17 protein-coding genes, 1 tRNA gene and 1 pseudogene are annotated in these 19,775 nt (G+C 41.7%); 12 read left to right on the top strand and 7 right to left on the bottom strand.

Features of this window, described 5'->3' with window-relative positions; genetic code table 11:
* Positions 1 to 117: 117 nt before the first annotated feature.
* The 5 genes and pseudogenes from BV372_RS17530 (at position 118) to BV372_RS17550 (ending at position 3,259) form a co-directional block, all read left to right on the top strand.
* The gene (locus tag BV372_RS17530; protein ID WP_086687779.1) at positions 118 to 1,314 is read left to right on the top strand and encodes a site-2 protease family protein; all 1,197 of its coding nucleotides are present in this window, start codon (positions 118 to 120) and stop codon (positions 1,312 to 1,314) included.
* Between the two features lie 193 nt (positions 1,315 to 1,507).
* A pseudogene (locus BV372_RS17535) lies at positions 1,508 to 1,924 on the top strand (XisH family protein).
* Positions 1,912 to 2,247, top strand: coding sequence for a XisI protein (locus BV372_RS17540; RefSeq protein ID WP_086687780.1), 336 nt, complete (start codon positions 1,912 to 1,914; stop codon positions 2,245 to 2,247). Before BV372_RS17535 ends, BV372_RS17540 begins: the two are co-directional and overlap by 13 nt.
* Positions 2,248 to 2,559: 312 nt before the next feature.
* Positions 2,560 to 2,919 carry a DUF433 domain-containing protein gene (locus BV372_RS17545; protein ID WP_086687781.1) on the top strand — a complete coding sequence of 120 codons (360 nt, stop codon included), beginning with the start codon at positions 2,560 to 2,562 and terminating at the stop codon, positions 2,917 to 2,919.
* Positions 2,870 to 3,259, top strand: coding sequence for a DUF5615 family PIN-like protein (locus BV372_RS17550; protein WP_306298988.1), 390 nt, complete (start codon positions 2,870 to 2,872; stop codon positions 3,257 to 3,259). Before BV372_RS17545 ends, BV372_RS17550 begins: the two co-directional genes overlap by 50 nt.
* A 110-nt stretch (positions 3,260 to 3,369) precedes the next feature.
* Here BV372_RS17550 and BV372_RS17555 read toward each other — a convergent pair whose 3' ends face one another.
* On the bottom strand, positions 3,370 to 6,081 hold the full coding sequence (locus tag BV372_RS17555; protein ID WP_086687783.1) for a CBS domain-containing protein: 2,712 nt from the start codon (positions 6,079 to 6,081) through the stop codon (positions 3,370 to 3,372).
* A gap of 393 nt (positions 6,082 to 6,474) precedes the next feature.
* Between BV372_RS17555 and psbZ the strand changes: the two genes are divergently transcribed.
* The 5 genes from psbZ to BV372_RS17585 all read left to right on the top strand — a co-directional run bounded on the left by psbZ (position 6,475) and on the right by BV372_RS17585 (position 10,133).
* Positions 6,475 to 6,663 carry a photosystem II reaction center protein PsbZ gene (gene psbZ / locus BV372_RS17565; RefSeq protein ID WP_086687785.1) on the top strand — a complete coding sequence of 63 codons (189 nt, stop codon included), beginning with the start codon at positions 6,475 to 6,477 and terminating at the stop codon, positions 6,661 to 6,663.
* 181 nt (positions 6,664 to 6,844) lie between these two features.
* Positions 6,845 to 7,423, top strand: coding sequence for a 6,7-dimethyl-8-ribityllumazine synthase (gene ribH, locus BV372_RS17570; protein WP_086687786.1), 579 nt, complete (start codon positions 6,845 to 6,847; stop codon positions 7,421 to 7,423).
* A 187-nt stretch (positions 7,424 to 7,610) separates the two neighbouring features.
* Positions 7,611 to 7,682, top strand: a tRNA-Gly gene (locus BV372_RS17575).
* Positions 7,683 to 8,456: 774 nt separating this feature from the next.
* Complete coding sequence (locus tag BV372_RS17580) at positions 8,457 to 8,864, top strand: hypothetical protein (protein ID WP_086687787.1); 408 nt, start codon at positions 8,457 to 8,459, stop codon at positions 8,862 to 8,864.
* Positions 8,865 to 8,867: 3 nt separating this feature from the next.
* Positions 8,868 to 10,133, top strand: a complete 1,266-nt coding sequence (locus tag BV372_RS17585) for a glutamate-5-semialdehyde dehydrogenase (RefSeq protein WP_086687788.1) — start codon at positions 8,868 to 8,870, stop codon at positions 10,131 to 10,133.
* Between the two features lie 162 nt (positions 10,134 to 10,295).
* On the opposite strand, the gene BV372_RS17590 is transcribed toward BV372_RS17585, so the two are convergent.
* The 5 genes from BV372_RS17590 to BV372_RS17610 all read right to left on the bottom strand — a co-directional run bounded on the left by BV372_RS17590 (position 10,296) and on the right by BV372_RS17610 (position 16,363).
* Positions 10,296 to 11,066, bottom strand: a complete 771-nt coding sequence (locus BV372_RS17590) for an alpha/beta fold hydrolase (RefSeq protein ID WP_218776739.1) — start codon at positions 11,064 to 11,066, stop codon at positions 10,296 to 10,298.
* A 439-nt stretch (positions 11,067 to 11,505) separates the two neighbouring features.
* Positions 11,506 to 12,627, bottom strand: coding sequence for an acyl-CoA desaturase (locus BV372_RS17595; protein WP_086687790.1), 1,122 nt, complete (start codon positions 12,625 to 12,627; stop codon positions 11,506 to 11,508).
* Positions 12,628 to 12,909: 282 nt separating this feature from the next.
* Positions 12,910 to 14,025 carry a fatty acid desaturase gene (locus BV372_RS17600; RefSeq protein ID WP_373270780.1) on the bottom strand — a complete coding sequence of 372 codons (1,116 nt, stop codon included), beginning with the start codon at positions 14,023 to 14,025 and terminating at the stop codon, positions 12,910 to 12,912.
* A gap of 249 nt (positions 14,026 to 14,274) precedes the next feature.
* Positions 14,275 to 15,327 carry a fatty acid desaturase gene (locus BV372_RS17605; protein WP_086687791.1) on the bottom strand — a complete coding sequence of 351 codons (1,053 nt, stop codon included), beginning with the start codon at positions 15,325 to 15,327 and terminating at the stop codon, positions 14,275 to 14,277.
* A 217-nt stretch (positions 15,328 to 15,544) separates the two neighbouring features.
* Complete coding sequence (locus BV372_RS17610) at positions 15,545 to 16,363, bottom strand: acyl-CoA desaturase (protein WP_086687792.1); 819 nt, start codon at positions 16,361 to 16,363, stop codon at positions 15,545 to 15,547.
* An 83-nt stretch (positions 16,364 to 16,446) separates the two neighbouring features.
* Between BV372_RS17610 and BV372_RS17615 the strand changes: the two genes are divergently transcribed.
* Entirely contained in the window at positions 16,447 to 17,676 is a 1,230-nt protein-coding gene (locus BV372_RS17615; protein ID WP_086687793.1) for a methionine gamma-lyase family protein, read from the top strand.
* A 65-nt stretch (positions 17,677 to 17,741) separates the two neighbouring features.
* Positions 17,742 to 18,119, top strand: coding sequence for a GxxExxY protein (locus BV372_RS17620; RefSeq protein WP_086687794.1), 378 nt, complete (start codon positions 17,742 to 17,744; stop codon positions 18,117 to 18,119).
* A 34-nt stretch (positions 18,120 to 18,153) separates the two neighbouring features.
* On the opposite strand, the gene BV372_RS17625 is transcribed toward BV372_RS17620, so the two are convergent.
* Positions 18,154 to 19,350: a Coenzyme F420 hydrogenase/dehydrogenase, beta subunit C-terminal domain gene (locus tag BV372_RS17625; protein WP_086687795.1), complete on the bottom strand. Its 1,197-nt coding sequence runs from the start codon at positions 19,348 to 19,350 to the stop codon at positions 18,154 to 18,156.
* Positions 19,351 to 19,775: the final 425 nt, after the last annotated feature.

Raw genomic sequence — 19,775 nt, forward strand, 5'->3', positions numbered from 1 at the left:
GCATAAGTTTTTGATGAGCGCTCTGTGACTTGATCGTAGGCGAATCTCCAGTATAAAAACATACTTGTATCATTTATATCATCTGAAAATGTAAATATCTACTTTTAGGACAATGTCATGCAAACAAATTGGAAAATCGGGTCTTTATTTGGAATTCCACTATTTTTAGACCCTTTATGGTTCGTGATTTTAGGATTGGCAACCCTCAACTTTGGGGTAGCTTATCAAGAATGGGGGAGTGTTTTAGCCTGGAGTGCAGGTATAGTAATGGCACTGCTGCTATTTGGTTCGGTATTGTTACACGAATTAGGTCACAGTTTGGTAGCGCGATCGCAAGGAATTAGAGTTAATTCGATTACCCTATTTTTGTTTGGTGGCATTGCTGCTATAGAAGAAGAATCCAAAACTCCGGGTAAAGCTTTTCAAGTAGCGATCGCTGGCCCCTTAGTTAGTATTGGGCTGTTTTTTATACTGCGCCTGGTGGGTTATGTTTTGCCTGAAACTAGCCCAATCAGTGTCATGGTAGGTGATTTGGCGAGAATTAACTTAGTTGTGGCTCTGTTTAACTTAATTCCCGGCTTACCTCTGGATGGAGGACAAGTGTTAAAAGCTGCACTCTGGAAAGTTACAGGCGATCGCTTTCAAGCAGTACACTTAGCAGCTAGGTCTGGGCAAATTTTGGGTTATGCTGCGATCGCTCTAGGATTTGCCATAGACTTTTTTACTAGGGAACTGGCTTTAGGTTTGTGGATTGTATTGTTGGGTTGGTTTGGGATTCGTAACGCCAACACTTATGACAGCGTCACTACATTACAAGAAACTTTACTGAAAGTCACAGCTAGCGATGCTATGACTCGTGACTTTCGTGTAGTCGATGCCGATCAGACTTTGCGTTCCTTTGCTGATTCATATCTACTAGACACTAACGCTCCACAAGTTTATTTTGCTGCTTCTGATGGACGTTATCGAGGCATGGTTTCCATTGATGATTTACGCTTAGTAGAAAGAAGTGCATGGGAAACTCAAACTCTCCAAAGCATTGTGCATCCTCTAACAGAAATACCTACCGTAGCGGAAACAATTTCCCTAGCTGAGGTGATTAACAAGCTGGAAAATGAACACTTACCCCGTATTACTGTACTTTCTCCCGCTGGTGCTGTAGCTGGTGTTATCGATCGTGGAGATATTGTGAAGACAATAGCACAACAGCTAAATTTGCGGATTGGCGATGCAGAAATTAAGCGTATCAAAGAAGATGGTAGCTATCCATCAGGTTTGCAATTAGGAGCAATTGCCAAATCAACTACAAATTAATTGCTCACGCAGAATAGCAGCGAAAAGTCGGAGCGCCGGAAGCCGGCGATCTGAACTTTTCAAGACACAGACGCGGGGAAGAATGTAAGTGTTTGATTTTCTTTGCGTCTTTACAACGCCAGTTGCTTTAAGCTGGGAAACCCGTCTAACGCACTGGCTCGTCTTTGTGTGAGCTTTATAATAACTTTTAAAAATGGCTAGAGATGTTTTCCATCAACAGGTAAAAAATGCCTTGATTAAAGATGGCTGGATAATTACCAATGATCCGTTGACAATTCGGATTAGCGAAGTGATTAAAGTCCAGATAGATTTAGCAGCAGAAAATACTATTGCAGCCGAACGTGATGCTGAAAAGATAGCAGTTGAAATTAAGAGCTTTATTACAGGTTCGGATATTAATGAATTTCATACGGCACTTGGGCAATATCTTAATTATCGCCAAGCATTAGAAGAATATGAGACAGATAGAATAATTTATTTAGCTGTTCCTAATGAAACTTACTAAGATTTTTTTCAGCTTGCTTTTGTTCAAAGTTCACTTCAACGTTATCAAATTAAATTGATAATTTACGACCCTAAAAAAGAGGAGATACGGCAATGGATAAAATAGAACGCTATCGCCAAATAATCCAACAAATTTTGACAGAACACGCACAAATTAGTTCTCATAAAGATGCTGTTAAACCGCAATTAATTTTTGATCGTGAGAACGACCACTATCAATTAGCTTATGTGGGCTGGGATGAGGATAAGCGGGTATTTGGCCCTATAATGCATTTTGATATTTTAAATGGGAAAATATGGATTCAATATAACGGTACAGAAGATCTGATCGCGGAAAGGTTGGTTGATTTTGGTGTACCTGCCTCAGATATTGTGATTGGTTTCTATTCGCCTTTTAAACGTCAGTTTACTGCTTATGCCGTAGAGTGAATATTTGGCCTTTCTTTGCGTCTTTGCGCCTTAGCGTGAGCTTTTAATAACATAATCAAGCAACGCTTTCATTAGAAAATATTTTTTCCTACCAAGACCCGAAGAATCAGGCTCAATTCAAATGCATTTATATAAGCTGGGTATCCCCGCCCTTAAAGACAATCCTTAACTGACTGTAAATAGACTACGTTGTAGGGGTTTAGCAATGCGCTTTACCCCTAGGACAGTTGTGGTTCAAATAGGTGAAAACTGCTGTAATTGAATCCGTATAATATAGACAAGAGTGAGTTGCACAAATGAATTAAGGTTACTATGTCAAGCAAGAACATTACAGATTATTTCAACTTTCTCTCTCCTGAAGATATTAGAGTGAAAGACTCAAGAATTGGTATTGAAACAATTCTTTATGAATACATTGATTGTGGACGTTCTCCAGAAGCAATTGCCCAGATATATACATCTTTGTCTTTAGAACAAGTATATGCAACTATTCTTTATTATCTACAAAATAAAGAAACGGTAAGTACTTATATGAAAAACTGGATAGAACATGGTCATAGAATGAGAGAACAACAACGCTTAAATCCTCCACCCATATCAGAAAAAATGCGCCAGATGCGGATTGAAAGACAAGCTAAAAGGCAGAGAGATGGCGTTGAAATATCTGATTGATGAAAATGTCAATCCTATCTATCCAAATCAAATTAGACTACGAGAACCAAATATTCTCATAAAGGTAGTAGGTGAATCTGAAACGCCACCAAAAAGTACACTAGATCCAGAAATTTTGTGCTGGTGTGAAGAGAATAATTTCGTACTGGTAACAAATAATAGAACTTCTATGCCAGTACATTTAGCCGATCATATGGATAATAATCGGCATATTCCTGGAATTTTCATTCTTAATCCAAATTTAAGTTTCGGGGAAAATCTACAAGAATTAATATTAGCTGCTTTAGCTTCCGAAGAAAATGAATATCAAGACTGTATAGTTTATTTACCTTTTCCCTAAATTTATTTTTCTCAGATCTCAAAGTTCGTCTTTTCATAAATCTCAATAAAGGGAATAGAAAATCTTTTTTCTCAGGTAGAGGCGCAAAGTCGCAAAGGAGAAGAGGAAATTTACTGAGGATAATGCTCGGTTAAAAATTCTTGTGCTTCAGTTTTATTTGTAATCACGCCATCTAAGGTAGCAGCTAGTAGCTCATCAAGGATTTGTCGATATTGCGGGCCGGGTTTGTAGCCTAGTTTCTTTAGATCATTACCATTGAAAATTGGTTGAACATTAGCCCAAACTGTTAAATAATGCCAAATCAGCCGTCGGTGCGATCGCGGACTTTGCAAAGCGATTAAAATTAGTGTTGGTAAGTCATATTGTCGCAGCAAATTTACTACCTGGCTGGGTCGTTTAAAAGTAGATAATGATGCCGTTACCTTAGCTTTTACTTCAGCTAAGTTTTTTAACCTGCTAATACTATCCTCTTGCATTTGGAGATTTTTCGCTACTTTCTCCCGATATTCTGGCGATAGGTGAGCGATTAAAGTTTCTAGCCGCATTTGCCAGTGAATTAAGGTTTGTTGGCGATCGAATCGTTGCAAACAGCGCTCTAGCAAACGTAGCTGCCGTAAGATTTCCGCATCTAATTTGAGAGTGGGATGAATGCACTGCAATGCTCCCAAGTTATCGAGTAACTGCAAAGCAGGTTTCCAGTAGGCTGCTTCTAGAATATGTTTCAATTCTGCTTTCAAGCGGGTTTGTAAACCTGGGGTTTTGCTATTTTCTTGTGCAGTGCGATCGTAAACACCACTATTGATGGCGTAGCGGATATAGTCTTCAGTTTGTGGTTCAATTTCAAATCCGAAGCGTACAGCAAAACGCACGCCACGATAAATGCGGGTAGGGTCTTCGATAAAGCTGTTGGCGTGTAGAACCCGAATTTGCTTTGCCTGTAAATCTAGCAGCCCCCCAAAGAAATCAAGTAATTCACCAGCACGGGGGTAAGTCAACCGCAGCGCCATAGCATTAATGGTAAAGTCGCGACGATATAAGTCTTGACGAATAGAACTCGCCTCAACCTCCGGATTCGCGGCAGGATAAGGATAGAATTCTGTCCTAGCAGTTGCAATATCTACCCATAAAGAGTCTAATTCTGGGTCTTTGTGCCATAGCAAAGCCGCAGTTTGAAAAGCACCGTGAATTTCTAAGCGGGCCTCTGGGTGCATTTTTTGCAACGCCTTAGCTAGTTCCACCCCAGCACCAACATCTGCTGATTTATGAAAGCCATCAACTACTAAGTCAATATCTTTAATCATTAAAGTCCCGGTTGCGTCCTCAGCTAATAGCAAGTCCCGCACTGCACCTCCTACAAGGTACAGATGCCAACCTCTTTTTTCTGCCTCTTGAGATGCTTGAGTCAGCAGTTGCCATAATTGAGGAGTTAGGCGATTTTTTAACTCAGTGCTGAGTCCTGATTTCTCAGTGCTGAGGGAGACTTGAGGTTCGGAACTCAGCACTCGAAACTCAGCACTGTTTTGATGTAATTCCCGCAATACATCAGTGCGGGTAACAATCCCGACTAATTGCCCGTTTTCTAAGACTGGTAAACGCCCAATATCATAGGTCACCATCAACGCTTCAATTTGTGGCAATGTCGTGTCAGTTGCAATAGTCTTGACATTTGTTGTCATGTAGCCTTTGACTGGTGCATGACTAAACCCGTGGTGTAGGGCGATATCAATATCCCGCCGAGAAACAATACCTAAAAGTTGCCCTGCGGTATCGACTACGGATAACCCAGAGTGTCCATAACGCAGTAAGATCCGCTGTGCTTCCGTAATTGTGGTGTCAGGACGGATGGTGCGGACAGGGGAAGACATCAAGTCTCTTGCTGTCAGGGGATGGGGAATAGTGGATTTGAACTTATCTAAGAGCTGTTTTAAGATTGCTTGGGAATCTACAGCGCGTAAATTCAGCGATGCTGCTTGCGAATGACCCCCACCGCCTAGAGGTTGAAATAATTGGTTGAGATTTGTATCGGGAATTTGCGATCGCCCAATTACAGTTAAGCGGGAATCATCTGCTGATAAAGGATATTCATTTGCCAACAGTAAAGCATTTATTTCAGTTAGCTCTACCAGTTGGGAAGCGAGACTCGATAACCCTGGCACAAATGCCTCAGTTTTCAACGTTACCCAAGCAATCGTATATCCACGCAAGCAGAGATATTCTAATTTATCTAAAGCCTCGGTTAATAGCTCTTGCAATTGTGGCGATAAACCAGGGTCAATGTAAGTAGATATTACCGACAAACTGGTTCCTTGTTGCATCAACCAAGCTAAAGCTAAAGCATCCCTTGGTGTTGCTTGCTCGTATGTCAATGAGCCTGTATCAACGTGGATACCCAAAGCCATTACAGTCGCTTCAGATGGTGTCAAGGAGATTTGCTGTTGTTGCAATTGCTCCACCATTAAAGTTGTAGTGGCTCCTACAGGGGAAATATAGATTTGTGTAGCAGGAATGTTGAGTTCTTGCCCCACGTGATGGTCATAAACAATGACTTCTTTTAAATTAGGTAAATCCAGCCACTCAGCAGCCTTACCCAAGCGATCGCGCTGTTGAGCGTCCACCACAGTTAAAGAACGAATTTTTTCTGGATTTACCGAACGCCGTTCAATCAGCGGATACTCATCCCGATGCAGCGCCAAAAAATCTCGTACAGGTGGATGAGCACCACCAGTCAGTACAATCTTGCTTCCTGGTTGTAAACGTGTCAGCCCTACTGCTGCTCCGAGTGCGTCAAAATCAGCTGTAGTGTGGCAAAGAATTAAGTCCATAGTCAACACTTAACACTCAAGAGTCAAAAGTCAAGAGTCAATATTTATTTGGACTTTGGACTTTGGACTTGGGATTAATGACTATAGTGACGCAATTTCTGCTAGCTTAACAAATAAGAGCCACTGCGGTCTTCTCCCTTTGGGAGAGGCTAGCGCCAAGGGGTCTCACGCCAGTCCGCTCAACGGGAGGCAACTCCCGCACGCGGGTAGCTCCCCAAGTGGAGGAGGCAGTGCGTTGGAGAGCCAGTGCGTTGCGGAGGTTCCCTCCGTTGTAGCAACTGGCGTCGGGTTTCCCGGCTTGAAGCAACTGCCGTCAAGTGGCGTGGAAAAATGTCAGTGTTGCCCTGTACGATATTCTATCTTTAGTATTTCGCTGTCTTGGGAGAAGCAAAAATGACCATAATATTCCAAATCTCTTTGTTGGCACTCGTTCTGCTGTCTTTTGTATTAGTGATTGGCGTTCCTGTGGCTTATGCTACGCCCCAAAATTGGGTTGAATCGAAAAAGTTACTCTGGCTTGGTTCTGGAGTCTGGTTTGCTTTGGTATTCTTAGTCGGGCTATTAAACTTTTTTGTAGTATAAGCGATCGCTTCCGAACGCAAGTAAATAGCATAGATCCTATCAGGGCAGAAGAGCCGAGCTAAAAAGTAATGAGGATGATGGTTTAACCTTGTTTTTCTTAGCTGATTGTGTTCTTCTGCTCTTCTATCTTTACAGAAGAAATGTATATTAGCCTTGAAGTATAGTTTGTTAAGAGGCGGTCATGGCAGTTTTTGAGGGAACTTTTACCCAAACAGAACCCTTGCGGTTTGCACTCGTAATTGGTCGATTTAATGACCTTGTTACCGTAAAGCTGCTAGAGGGATGTCAAGATTGCTTGAAACGCCACGGTGTCGATCCCAACCCCCACGGTAATCAGGTAGACTACGTTTGGGTTCCTGGAAGCTTTGAAGTGCCCGTAGTCGCCCGTCAGCTAGCACTTTCTCATCGCTATGATGCGATAATTTGCTTGGGTGCTGTCATTAGGGGGCAAACACCTCATTTTGATTATGTCTCTTCGGAAGTAGCCAAGGGCATTGCCGCCGCTAGCTTCCAAACTGGTGTACCGGTGATTTTTGGCATCTTGACAGTAGACACTATGCAGCAAGCCTTAGAACGGGCAGGGATAAAAAGCAATCATGGCTGGGAATACGCAATGAATGCCCTAGAAATGGCAAGCCTGATGCGGCAATTACGCTCTAATCTGGCGGAGCCTTACGCTCTTAATAGTCAATCTCTGCCAGCTTCTTTTCCCAGTGCTAGCTTAGGCAATTTTTCCCCTGAGTCTGAAGAATTGAGCTAAAAAAGTGCTGAGTGCTGAGTCAAGAGGCAATAGACAAGAGTCATTTGTCATTTCTGCCCTGCTTCCTCCTTCCCTTTGTTCCCCTACTCTCTTGGTTGACTTAGTACTCAGCACTCGTTACTCAAAACTCAACTAAGGCCTTGACAACTCAGAACAGATATGAGAGTCTAGTATTTGTCTAAAGATTGCGGGTATAGCTCAGTGGTAGAGCGTCACCTTGCCAAGGTGAATGTCGCGCGTTCGAATCGCGTTACCCGCTTTAATGAAGAATACAAAACCCCAGTTCACTAACGTATAAAACTAGCTTAAGCTAATCTTTATAGATGTAGCCAATTCGTTTTTTGTACAGTGTACTACACTGGATGAAGGGTGGCTAGATTAATCGCAATATTGTTAGGTGCAAATTGCTGTGTAGCAGTGAAGTGAGCCAAAATCTACCGAGGGCAAGAGTTGGATAAACTCACTAATGTTTTTAGGCTCCCTGTTCTCAAAAAATCTCTGTGATTTCTTAGTAATACCTGAGTGTTTATACTTGAAAATAAGCAATAATGAATACACAGGAGAGTAATAACGAGTCAGCCACGATCAATCCAAACAGGGGCATTGGCAATAGCTAAGTACTTGATTTGCTGGTACTGATTACTTTTACGGGTAACCTCAAAGAACAGTTGTTTTATGAGATGTCGCCACGTAAACTGAGAACTGTGCCAGATATTCAAAAAGCATAAATGTCTAAGAACACGACTAAAATTACCTTTTAAGCCACAGATGAAGAGTAGAAAATCCTTAAACAAGATTGCCCAATATAGGGAAGAACCGCAGACCGATAGCCTCTGGTCAAACATCAGAACTTTAAGATCGTAGTTACGACAGCATAATTTAGCCTCATCTATCCTTGGGGATCATAGCAGTATTGGCTTTGCCTCCCCATCTATGTAAATCTGGAATATCAGAAAACCAGTACCCAAGGTATAGACCAGGGAATGTTATTTCCACATATTGTAAAAAATAAGCTCAAGTTATTAGAACGCTTGTGCAATCTCAAAAACCTGAAAAAATTGACTTCAATACGGAATACCCCTGTCCCTGTCGTCGCCGGGGACGGTTAATTCCGATTACGCTGACAGATGCATTTGGTTGCGATCGCTGTCAACAAATCTTTGTGGTGGAAAATGATGCTTATGTCCTAGAGCAACTCTCTACCACTTATCCCTACAAGCGAGCTTGGCGCTGGGTAGGAAATAGTTGGCATGTTGTCCATCCTCGACTGGGAGAAAGCTATCTGCCGATAGCGCTGGGCATTATTTTCGTGCTAGTGATTATATGGCTACCATTAGCACTGCGATTAGCAAATGGTTCCACCATTATTGCTTGGGCAATGGTGGCGGTGCTCTTGGCTATTTTGCCAGCACTAATGGTCTGGCTTACCTACAGACGTTAACCAATGACCGTTGAAGTTTTGGATGATCGCCCCGAACCAATCAATAGCGCTAAACGCGCTTATCAAGCTTCCCTAAAGCTGGGGATCGCAAAGGGAGTAGACCGCAGTCGTGCTGTATTGGCGATGGCACGAGCAATAGAACGCTCATTTGATGACATTCTAGAGGCTAACACTTTAGATCTAGAAGCGAGTCGGGAAATGGCTGTGCCAGAGTTGATTTTAGATTGGCTAAAATTAACTCCCACAAGGCTAGAAACGACAGTAGAAATCCTACAACGTTTGGGGGAATTATCAGATCCGCTGCGGCGAGTGAGAAACGCTGAGTATCAACAAGATGATTCTCAAAGCTACTCCCAGCTAATGCCCTTAGGTGTCATTGCATTTATTTATGAAGCCTTTCCTGATTTAGGAGCGATCGCAGCGGGTTTATGTATCAAAACTGGTAATAGTATCATTCTTAAAGGTAGTACAGAGGCCAGCCATTCTAACGAAGCGATCGCGAATGTACTACAAACTGCTATTACTGAAGCAGGTCTACCATCAGGCTGTTTAGAACTGATTACGACAGAACATGGCGCATCCATTCGGGATTTAGTCATCCAAGACCAATACTTGAATTTAGTCATTCCCTACGGACGTTCCACCTTGGTACAGCAGGTAATGCGGCAAGCAACTTGCCCAGTTTTAAAATCAGCAATGGGCAACTGTTACCTTTATTGGTCGCTAAATAGCAGCTTGGAGATGGTGCGGTGGATGATTATTGATAGCCATGAAAGCGAGCCAGATCCAGTCAACGCTATTGAAAAAGTACTAATTCATCGGCAAGCCTTACCATCATCATTGGCAGTTCTGTGGAACAGCTTAAAGGACAAAGGGTTTGAAGTCAAAGGCGATGCCGAATTAGTAGAAGCCTTTCCCCAATTGCAACTAGCTAAGGAAGGTGAATGGGGAAGCGCCTATTTAACCAAGACAGTAGCTTTTAAACTAGTTGATAGCCTAGAGGGTGCGATCGCTTGGATTAATCAATACAGTAGCGGTCATGCCGACTGCATTGTGACTGAATCCTACCAAGAAAGCCGACAATTTGCCTTGGGAGTCAACAGCGCTTCTACTTATATCAATGCTTCCCCCCGTTTTTCCCGCAATCCCTCACGCGGAGATGCAGTATTCCTAGGTATGTCTAATCAAAAAGGTCATCGTCGCGGATTTATTAGCCTGGAAACCCTGACGACAGTCAAGCATATTGTCCAAGGAAATGGACGATTTTAGAGAAACGCAGAGGACACAACTGAAAAATCTGGGCTTCTTAATTGGAGATTTCAACTACAATTAAGCCTTATTTGATTAAAAGTGGATGCGGACTTTGCTTTTTGAGGAAGTAGTTGAAACCCTAAAGAGAAGAAAATGTTGGATTTCCTATAGAACGAAGGCTTAGCTATTGAAAAGCCAGTTGATCAACTCTTTATCGAATAGTTCCGGCTCTTCAAAGTGAGGCGCATGGCTGCTTTTCTCAAATATGCGGATAGTCAGATTACTGAACTTGTCTCTTACAGATTCCCACATATGTGCTGGTGGAATCAGGTAATCATACTGACCGAGAGCAAGGAGTACAGGCGCTTCCAACTTATCTAAGTTCTCAGTAATATCTATGTCCCGAAAAACCTCACCCCAAACATAATCAAACATAGCCATATTTACTTCCACACCCTCCCAAAGTTTTGTCGCGTCATAGTTATAGTCAAACCAACTTTTGGGTCCCATGAGAAGGCAATACGTAATAAAAGCTTTCTCAGGTGCGGTTGCCATTTCTTGAGGCAACCTAGTCAGGTTAAGAGCAAGAGCTGCTTTACGTTCAGGACAAACAGAGTCATTCAGATATTGTTCCGCAGCAGCACGCCCTTCAGGTGAGAAATTTGGTGCTGCACACATCATTACCACATGAGACACATTAGCAGGATATTTCTTGGCATACTCTAGCGCGATAAATGCATGGCCTGAATGACCAATAACAATAACATTGTCAAATCCTAACTCTTTCCTAACGAGTTCTATATCATCAACTAGTAAGTCTAAATTATACTGAGAAATATCTTTACAATCATGAGGAGGTGAAAAACCTCGATGATCGACAAAGACCAACTTTAAACTGTTACGAAGATTCTTAGAAAACGTTCGAGAGTAATACAGTGAACTTCCAACCACGATAGTAGGAACGCCGTTACCTTCAACAATGTATTGGAGTTTGAAACCGCTTGAATAGACATGGCCCCTGAAAGACATATTCTTATATCTCCAGATTTTAGAATTGATATTGATTTACTTTGGCAATTTTAGTTAACGTAAATTATAAACCTGCCGAAATTATTAGATTAAAGTTTGAAATTATATTTTTAACTGATGCTCGAATTAGATTTTGAGATTTAACCTTAAACTTCTTGAACATAACATAAAGAAAGGAGAATGTGATTTCATATGCCATCACAGTTCTCCGATATCATCTCTCGAAATTCTGCATTTATTTTTGTACACTCTGAATATTCTTAAAGATCATCACGCTTCATAGTCAAGTTAATTACATATATACGTAGGAACACAGTATTACCATGTCCCTACGTATATATTACGGAAATTTCAAATTCTACTAGTTATTCACCAAAGCTGGAGCTTTATATTCTGCATTTGGCGTAGTTCCTAGATATTTCAGCCAGCGAAAATTAGAAACAAGTGCTGCTGTAAATGTTGGACAAACATTATATTTCACTCCATACTCCTCACACAATTCTGCCAATATAGGAGCTATTTTTGGATAGTGAATATGGCATACATGAGGAAATAAATGATGAATAACTTGATAATTAAGACCACCTAAATACCAATTTAAAAAGTGATTATTAGGAGCGAAATCAACAGTTGTTCTGACTTGAAAAATTGCCCATTCATCATCAATTTCCTCTAGTTTTCCATCTGGTTGAATAAACTCTGCTGTGTCCATGACATGAGCCAGCATGAAAACTATGCAAATCCAAAATCCATAGGTCATGTAAGTGATGAGAAATCCTACAAGCACCTGAATTGGATTGTATCCAACAGCAATAGGTACCCCGATAAAAAGTGCCAGCCAAATGACTTTACCACCAAAAAGGATAAGCATATCTAGTGGTTTAGGTGTAGGAACCACATGGGAATGATATTTACGCTTAAACAGAATGATATGAATATCAGCAAAAGACCAATAAATTGGTATGACTGTATAGATAGATAAAATAAATATGTGTTGAAATGAGTGATACCATTTATGTTCCATATAAGGAGTCATCCGCACTAAGCCATCACCATGTATTTCTACATCATGACCTAATATATTCGTAAAAGTATGATGTAAAAAATTATGACGGTATCTCCATAAATAACTAGATAATCCAATCACGTCATAAGTCGAACCCAAGACATTATTAACCCATTTTTTACTAGAATAACCACCATGATTAGCGTCATGTCCTACACTAAATCCAACAGCAGCAATACCAAATCCTAGAACAATGCAGCCAATCACTTTTAGCCATATTTGCGGTGGACCAAACAGAGTAAATGTCCAGGCAGAAATTACCCATGCTGCAATAATGAATGTTTTTAAGTACATTGCTGGATTATCTCTTGTTGCAATGTTTTCTGACTTAAAATAAGCATCAACTCGTTTATTGAGTTCTTTTCTAAAACCGAAGTTTTTAGTAAAAGTTACTCGTGTTAGCTGTGGTTGCGTCATAGAAAATCCTCAGTTAAATAAAATGTAAATTAATTGACAAAAATTGCTTAGACTGAGGTTGTGTTGCCAAAATTAACAACCTAGAATCTACCTTGAAAGTCGTGCTTAGAAAGAGAGAATAGTAAAAATAATTTTTACTGGTTATTCTTAGTACTCATTCATAGAAGACTTGCATCTTTGCCAACAAGCAGGCTAGCATTAGTTAGCCAAAATGTAAAAAAGCGTAGAGAGATACAACTGAAAGTAAATTTCAAATCTCTTGCTCTACGCCTATGCTTTAGTTCATAAAAAGCTGTCTCTTGATGAACCTTTGACAAATTTACTATTGGATGTATAGTAAACTTTTGCTCCAGAATCGGGCACAAAATGACAGCTAAAACAGGAATGCCATAATGATTTCCAAATCGGTTCTTGAGACTCACGAAATAAGTCTCCCATAACTGGTTTAATTGCCTCAGTTGCCTTTAGCAAATTGTAGTGAGGGATGTTTAGGAATATATGGTGAGCTACATGAGTACCGATATCATGATGGATATGATTTAGCCAACCGTAATTGCGGTCAATGCTGGAAATAGCGCCTTTAAGGAAAGTCCAATCTTCCCCACGATACCAGGGAATATCTGGCTCAGTATGATGTAAGAATGTCACCATATCTAGCCAAATTACAAACACAATGTATGGTACGGCATAATTTTTCAACAACCATATCCAACCCCATTGATATGTGAAAAACCCAAGTAAGGCTACCATGCAAGTCCAAAGTACAGTGCTGGTAATGACATCCCATTTTTCGGATGACTTGAAAAGTGGGCTACTGGGCAAAAAGTGGGAACCTTCTTTATTAGGAGAACGCTTGAACAGATATACCGGATAAGCTAATAAAAACACATAATATCGGCCTATCTTTTGTGACCACGGCATTTCTTTGTACTGTGATTCGTTCACAGGATACCAACTTTCGTCATTATCAAGATTACCCGTATTGAGATGGTGGGTTCTGTGGCTAATTCGCCAACCATGATAAGGGACGAGTATCGGTGTGTGAGCAAAATGGCCAATTAAATCATTGAGCCATTTCTTTTTAGAAAAAGACTGATGTCCGCAGTCATGTCCAACTACAAACAAAGCCCAGAACATAGTTCCTTGCATTAGCCAAAAAACAGGCCAGAAAAACCAAGAATCCAGATAATTAGCGACTGCGTAGAGTAGACAAATAATTAGGATGTCTCGAAAAAAATAAAAAAGTGATTTCCCTAAATTGGGCTGAAAGCATTCAGGTGGGATTGCAGCTTTTAATTCCTGAAGGGTAAAGGGTAGTTTTGTGTAATCTTCAGATGATTGTGAGCTAGGGAGATGGAGTACGTTAAGGCTATTTGCTGGAATACTATTTGATGGCACTGGATTCGATGAAATATAAATTCTAGCCTTGCTTTCAACAAGGAAATGTTACCTCTGCAATGGAAAGCTTTGGAGACATCTCTGTTCTCACTAACCCGCACAAGGATATTTTCTGGCAATTCCCTGAACAATGTTCATCAGTAGAAACTGCCAGAATCGAGATAGCTCACAGAGCGATCACACAAAGAAGTTTAGGGTAAAACTTTCAGGAAGACTATACACCTTCCCAAGTTATACTTCCTCTTTGAATTATCGCCCTGAGTAATAGTCGTCAAAAGTCTGATAACCAACATCAGTTATGTACAGTTGACATTGGCCTGTAATTTGTTTCATTAATGCCCAAGAGAACTTGCTTTCATCATGCAGATAATCCCCCCAATTTTCTTTGATGCTGCTGTAAGCTAGCCGCAGATTATAAGAAGGAATAGCAGTAGAAAGATGATGGGGTACATGAACATTAATATCATGGCACAGGAATTCTACCCAGCGTGGATAATCACAGTGAATAGTTCCCGATAGTTGTGCTAAAGCCTCGTTCCACTTGTTCGCTGCCACAAAAGGTACATCTGAAGCAGTATGGTGAACAATTGTAAAAGTACTCATCCAAAAATGGTAAACCAACCAGGGTAAAAGCCAAAATTTGACAAATCCCCAGATACCAGTTGTAGCGATGAGTAATGGGAACGCCACTGCTGCAAACAAAACTACTACAGCCACAGAAAGCTTAACACTTGATTGGTCTTTAGTTTTAAAATTACGCCAATCAAAATGTACAACTGCCCAATGTCCAACAGAACCTACCCACCAGAGGCGGTTACGCATGAAGCCTTCAAAAATAGACTGGTGGAATGAACCCCAATTTTCAAATACTTCTGTTCTAATTGGATGCCAAGCATTGTCCTCATCCAGCTTATTTGTATGCTTATGGTGATAATTATGCTTAATACGCCAACTGTGAAATGGGTAAATCAAAGGCATCATCAACAAATGCCCTACCAAATCGTTTACCCAGCGACGGTTAGCAAACGAACGATGACCACAATCATGAGCGATAACAAAAAAACCTGTTAAAGCAGTGCCTGTAAAAATCCAAGCAAAGGGCAAGAGGAACCAAGGAGAAATGGCGATGCTGAAGTAGCCTAAAGCCACCATCACCACAGCAATCAGCACCTTTGTCCAAGCTTTACGCCTATTCTTCTGAAAGCACTCCTTTGGCAAGGTTTTAATTATATCTTTAAGCCTCAGGTCGGAATTACTAAGGTTATAAGCTTGTTTCTGATTTTGGATTATTGATGTAGTCATGAAAACCTGAAAAACAACAAAATCTATCTCCAACACACCACATAGTGGTTTGCCGCAAAGTTTCTTAACATTAGCGTCTCGGATTATAGCAATCTCACCCACTCTTTTTTCGAAATTATTGAATGGATATCATAGTTGCTAAAAAAACTTCGTCGCCAATTAAACGTCTACAGCCAAGCATCCAATGTCAAGACCTGACTGAAAATTAACGATTTGCTTAAGACTTTTTATCTGCAAGCTTCACATTTGTAGCGAGACCTAGAGCTTGCAGCAATTGAATAGTCATCCAAGTCATGTCAATTTCCCACCATTCCAAACCGTGACGAGCTGAGTATTGGAAAGCATGATGATTATTGTGCCAGCCTTCACCAAACACCAGTAAGGCTACCCACCAGCAGTTAGTCGAGCGATCGCCAGCTTCATGGCTACGATAACCAAATTTGTGAGTGGCGCTATTGACCAACCAAGTACAGTGGTAAACCCAAACAATCCGCACAAAAATTCCCCAAACCACCATCGGCCAACCGCCAATAGCTAATAGCAATAAACCCAGAGCTACTTGGACGAGAATGAAATATTTTTGCAAAAACTGATAGACTGGGTCATCGGCAATGTCTTTAGTGAAGCGAGGAACTTCTGCGTGAGCAGGTGCGTGATAAATCAGCCAACCCATGTGACTCCACCAAAAACCCTTATTGGAATCATGGGGGTCTTGTTCAGTATCCGAATGTAGATGATGGATACGGTGCGTACCTACCCACTCAATTGGCCCACCTTGACAGGCGAGAGTTCCGAAAATAACCAATAGATATTCCAGCCACTTGGGAGTTTGAAAACTGCGATGGGTAACCAGGCGGTGAAATCCCAAAGTAATTCCTAAACCACCAGTGATCCAGTAGAGCAATAAACCGACACCAACTGCATTCCAGCTAAAGTTACTAGGAACCAAGGCAAACAGAGCTCCGATGTGCAATGCAGCGAAGAATAGGGTATTAACCCAGTTAATTTGAAGTTTGGTTGAGGTAGCAATTGTCATGGGAAACCTGAATAGGAAAGGTCAAGCCTAGTCTGCGCGATTTAAAAATCCGCATCTTAAATTTTTTTGTGAACGAGGAAACAATGAACAGCTTGGAACAGCTGCGGCAAGCAGAACAGGCACTGTTAGAGATTTTTTCTGGAATTGACGCTCAGGTCAAGCAAAATCTTCAAAAAGTGCTGAATGCCTTTCGTAATCACCGTGTCGGTGCACACCATTTTGCGGGTGTAAGTGGCTATGGTCACGATGATTTAGGACGAGAAACTTTAGATAAAGTATTTGCCGAAGTAATGGGTGCCGAAGCAGCGGCGGTGCGAGTGCAGTTTGTTTCCGGGACTCATGCGATCGCTTGTGCGTTATTTGGTGTGCTACGTCCTGGAGATGAAATGTTAGCAGTGGTCGGTTCTCCCTACGATACGCTCGAAGAAGTAATTGGTCTAAGGGGTCAAGGGCAAGGCTCCCTTATTGAGTTTGGCATAAATTACCGCCAATTAGACTTAACCTCGGACGGAACCATAGACTGGCAAGGTTTAAGCACTCAGGTAGGTGATAATACTCGCTTAGTGTTAATTCAGCGTTCTTGTGGTTATTCTTGGCGTCCTAGCTTATCCATTGCTGACATCGAAAAAATCGTTCATTTAGTCAAACAACAAAATCCCAACACCATTTGCTTTGTAGACAACTGCTACGGCGAATTCATCGAAACAAAAGAACCCACAGCCGTCGGTGCTGATTTAATGGCAGGGTCATTGATTAAAAATCCTGGTGGCACGATTGTCACTGCTGGTGGATATGTCGCTGGTCATGCTGACTTAGTAGAAGCTGCTGCCTGCCGCCTCACTGCTCCTGGTATTGGTAGTTATGGTGGTGCTACTTTTGACCAAAATCGTCTGCTATTCCAAGGCTTATTTTTAGCTCCGCAGATGGTAGGTGAGGCGATCAAAGGTACTCATCTGACTGGTTATGTATTTGACAAGCTTGGCTATCCAGTAAATCCAGCACCATTTGCTTCTCGTCGAGATGTAATTCAAGCAATCAAACTCGGTTCTGCGCAAAAGCTGATTGCCTTCTGTAAAGCTGTACAACAAAATTCTCCCATCGGTTCCTACCTAGACCCGATCCCCGATGAAATGCCGGGATATGAGAGCCAGGTAGTCATGGCTGGGGGGACATTTATCGAGGGAAGTACCTTGGAGTTCTCAGCGGATGGGCCTTTGCGTGAGCCGTATGTGGTTTATTGCCAAGGGGGGACGCATTGGACTCATATTGCGATCGCTTTGGAGGCGGCGATAGAAGCAGTGGGGATGGCTTGATGATGGTGTCCTAAGTAACATGAGTTAGGATTGTGTCACGCAGAGACGCGGAGGCGCAGAGGAGAATGATTGAGAATGAGATTTCGGGTGCAGTTGTGGATGCTGCTTACAAGGTTCATATGGCTTTGGGACCTGGTTTACTGGAATCTGTGTATGAGACTGTAATGGACTTTGAGTTACGGAAGCGCAAGTTACAGGTAAGAAGACAGGTAATTATTCCGGTTGTTTATGAGGGTGTAGTTTTAGATGAAGGCTTTCGTGCTGATTTAATAGTCCAAGATCAGGTGATTGTTGAACTCAAATCAGTGGAAGCCGTTCATCCAGTACACAAAAAGCAACTTCTTACCTACCTACGCCTTGCTGATAAGCGAGTTGGATTGCTGATCAACTTTAACGTCTCACTAATTAAAGACGGTATCTCACGGGTAGTTAATAACCTCTAACAGCTCTCTCTGCGCCTCTGCGCCTCTGCGTGAGCTATTCCTCCGGTAACTTATACTGCCCAACGATCCGCTTGGCATAGTCCGGCACATGCGCCTCCAACTTCTCCGGATGATTCCGCTTCACATACAAATAATTCCTTGTAAAGTGCGAATCAATCGAGAACCGCGCATATTCCAAACCCTTAGGCCCAATTCTTTCAATCACCACACCCATCAACTTTGCTGCCCACATGGGTAAAGTAACGGCTTTATCGTAAGCGGGAATGCTTTGTTGTACAGCTTCTTTACGATTACCTTGGGACATGACAGGTTGAGTGTCTAACTGGTCTTTCACCAAGTTCAACATTTCTTTGCCTGTGTCATTTCTAACTACAATCCACTGCCAGCCGAAGGGTGCGCCCATGTAGCCGACAACTAAATCTGCTAGGGAGTTGACATAATCAAAGCAACTCATGCAAGAAGGGGCAAAGACATTTTTGAGTTTATTGGTCTTTAAGCCAAAGAATGGCACGGTTTCCGTAGAACCATCCTCATGTTTGAAGTGAACTCGGAAGTCTTGCATAAATTCATAATGCACGACTGTCTCAGGCGATCGGCTGGTGGTTTCTAAGAATTTTTGGAGTCCAGCACGGCTAACGTTATCTACGCAAGGTGTACCTAAGACATACAGCTTTTCTAACCCAAGCTGTTTTTCTACGGCTCTTAATGCCTGGATTTGGCAACCAACTCCAATCACCAATAGCCGCTTCATCCCTGATTTTTCTATCTGTTCTAAAACAGATAAATTGGGTGATAGTGTTGGTTTATTTACTTTAGCTGCCAGTATTTCCTCTGGGGTACGGGCAATAATGGGCATGGGTTGAAAGCGGTCTTCTTTGGTGTTTTGCACGCAGACAACACCTTCAACTATGCCACGATTCAACATTTCAATGGCAATACTGCTGACAATACCAGTCCATTGCGCCCCTTCGATAGGCTGCTGTTTCCGCGCCGCCATCATGTCTTGATGAACACCAAAGTAGAGTTCATCGGGGTTATCGAGATTGCGGGGGCGAGTGTGGGCTTGTTCTTCAAGTTCGCCTATCTGCTGATTAATAAAGGCGCAAGCTTCTTTGACGTAGTGGATGTAGTATGTATCGCACAGTCCGCACTCGCTACAAAGTTCTTTCGCAGGACGGCGGCTAGTGGCTTTTAAAGCTCTGGCTTTTTTATGAGGAGAAACCGAAGTCATATAAATTGTTTGTTTTATCCAGGCATAGCTTTTACTACAATACCGTCACAGGCTATGAACTTCACTATAAGAAATTGAGCAAGAAGAGGATAAGCTTTTTCTAGCGGTGGGGATTGATTGTTCTGGTGTCCTGGCTATAGGTGACAGAAATAAGAAACTTTTGCTAGTAGTTCTCAAGCTTTACCTATGGGTATTTTGCTGAAAACGAACCGCAGAGGCCCAGAGAACATAGAGAAAGAAGAAAATAAAGAGTTATTTCTATAAGGTAAAACTTAAAATGTCTGAAGATTTGTGATCGCAGTTTAAATTTTTTCATAAATAAGCTTAATGAACTGTGTATTTTTACTTTTACTGCTTCACGAAAAGCTAATTCAAGATTTAAGTAAAAGCACAAATGGAGTCTAAAACAAGCTTCTGTTATTTTT

Origin of the sequence: Nostoc sp. T09 (assembly GCF_002154695.1) — a bacterium.
Taxonomy (GTDB): Bacteria; Cyanobacteriota; Cyanobacteriia; order Cyanobacteriales; family Nostocaceae; genus Aulosira.

Excerpts from the sequence above, each read along its gene's own strand:
- BV372_RS17605 (WP_086687791.1), bottom strand. The coding sequence starts at position 15,327 with ATGACTACATCAATAATCCAAAATCAGAAACAAGCTTATAACCTTAGT.
- BV372_RS17545 (WP_086687781.1), top strand. The coding sequence starts at position 2,560 with ATGTCAAGCAAGAACATTACAGATTATTTCAACTTTCTCTCTCCTGAA.
- BV372_RS17530 (WP_086687779.1), top strand. The coding sequence starts at position 118 with ATGCAAACAAATTGGAAAATCGGGTCTTTATTTGGAATTCCACTATTT.
- BV372_RS17625 (WP_086687795.1), bottom strand. The coding sequence starts at position 19,350 with ATGACTTCGGTTTCTCCTCATAAAAAAGCCAGAGCTTTAAAAGCCACT.
- BV372_RS17620 (WP_086687794.1), top strand. The coding sequence starts at position 17,742 with ATGATTGAGAATGAGATTTCGGGTGCAGTTGTGGATGCTGCTTACAAG.
- BV372_RS17585 (WP_086687788.1), top strand. The coding sequence starts at position 8,868 with ATGACCGTTGAAGTTTTGGATGATCGCCCCGAACCAATCAATAGCGCT.
- BV372_RS17540 (WP_086687780.1), top strand. The coding sequence starts at position 1,912 with ATGGATAAAATAGAACGCTATCGCCAAATAATCCAACAAATTTTGACA.
- psbZ (WP_086687785.1), top strand. The coding sequence starts at position 6,475 with ATGACCATAATATTCCAAATCTCTTTGTTGGCACTCGTTCTGCTGTCT.
- BV372_RS17595 (WP_086687790.1), bottom strand. The coding sequence starts at position 12,627 with ATGACGCAACCACAGCTAACACGAGTAACTTTTACTAAAAACTTCGGT.
- BV372_RS17555 (WP_086687783.1), bottom strand. The coding sequence starts at position 6,081 with ATGGACTTAATTCTTTGCCACACTACAGCTGATTTTGACGCACTCGGA.
- ribH (WP_086687786.1), top strand. The coding sequence starts at position 6,845 with ATGGCAGTTTTTGAGGGAACTTTTACCCAAACAGAACCCTTGCGGTTT.
- BV372_RS17610 (WP_086687792.1), bottom strand. The coding sequence starts at position 16,363 with ATGACAATTGCTACCTCAACCAAACTTCAAATTAACTGGGTTAATACC.
- BV372_RS17615 (WP_086687793.1), top strand. The coding sequence starts at position 16,447 with ATGAACAGCTTGGAACAGCTGCGGCAAGCAGAACAGGCACTGTTAGAG.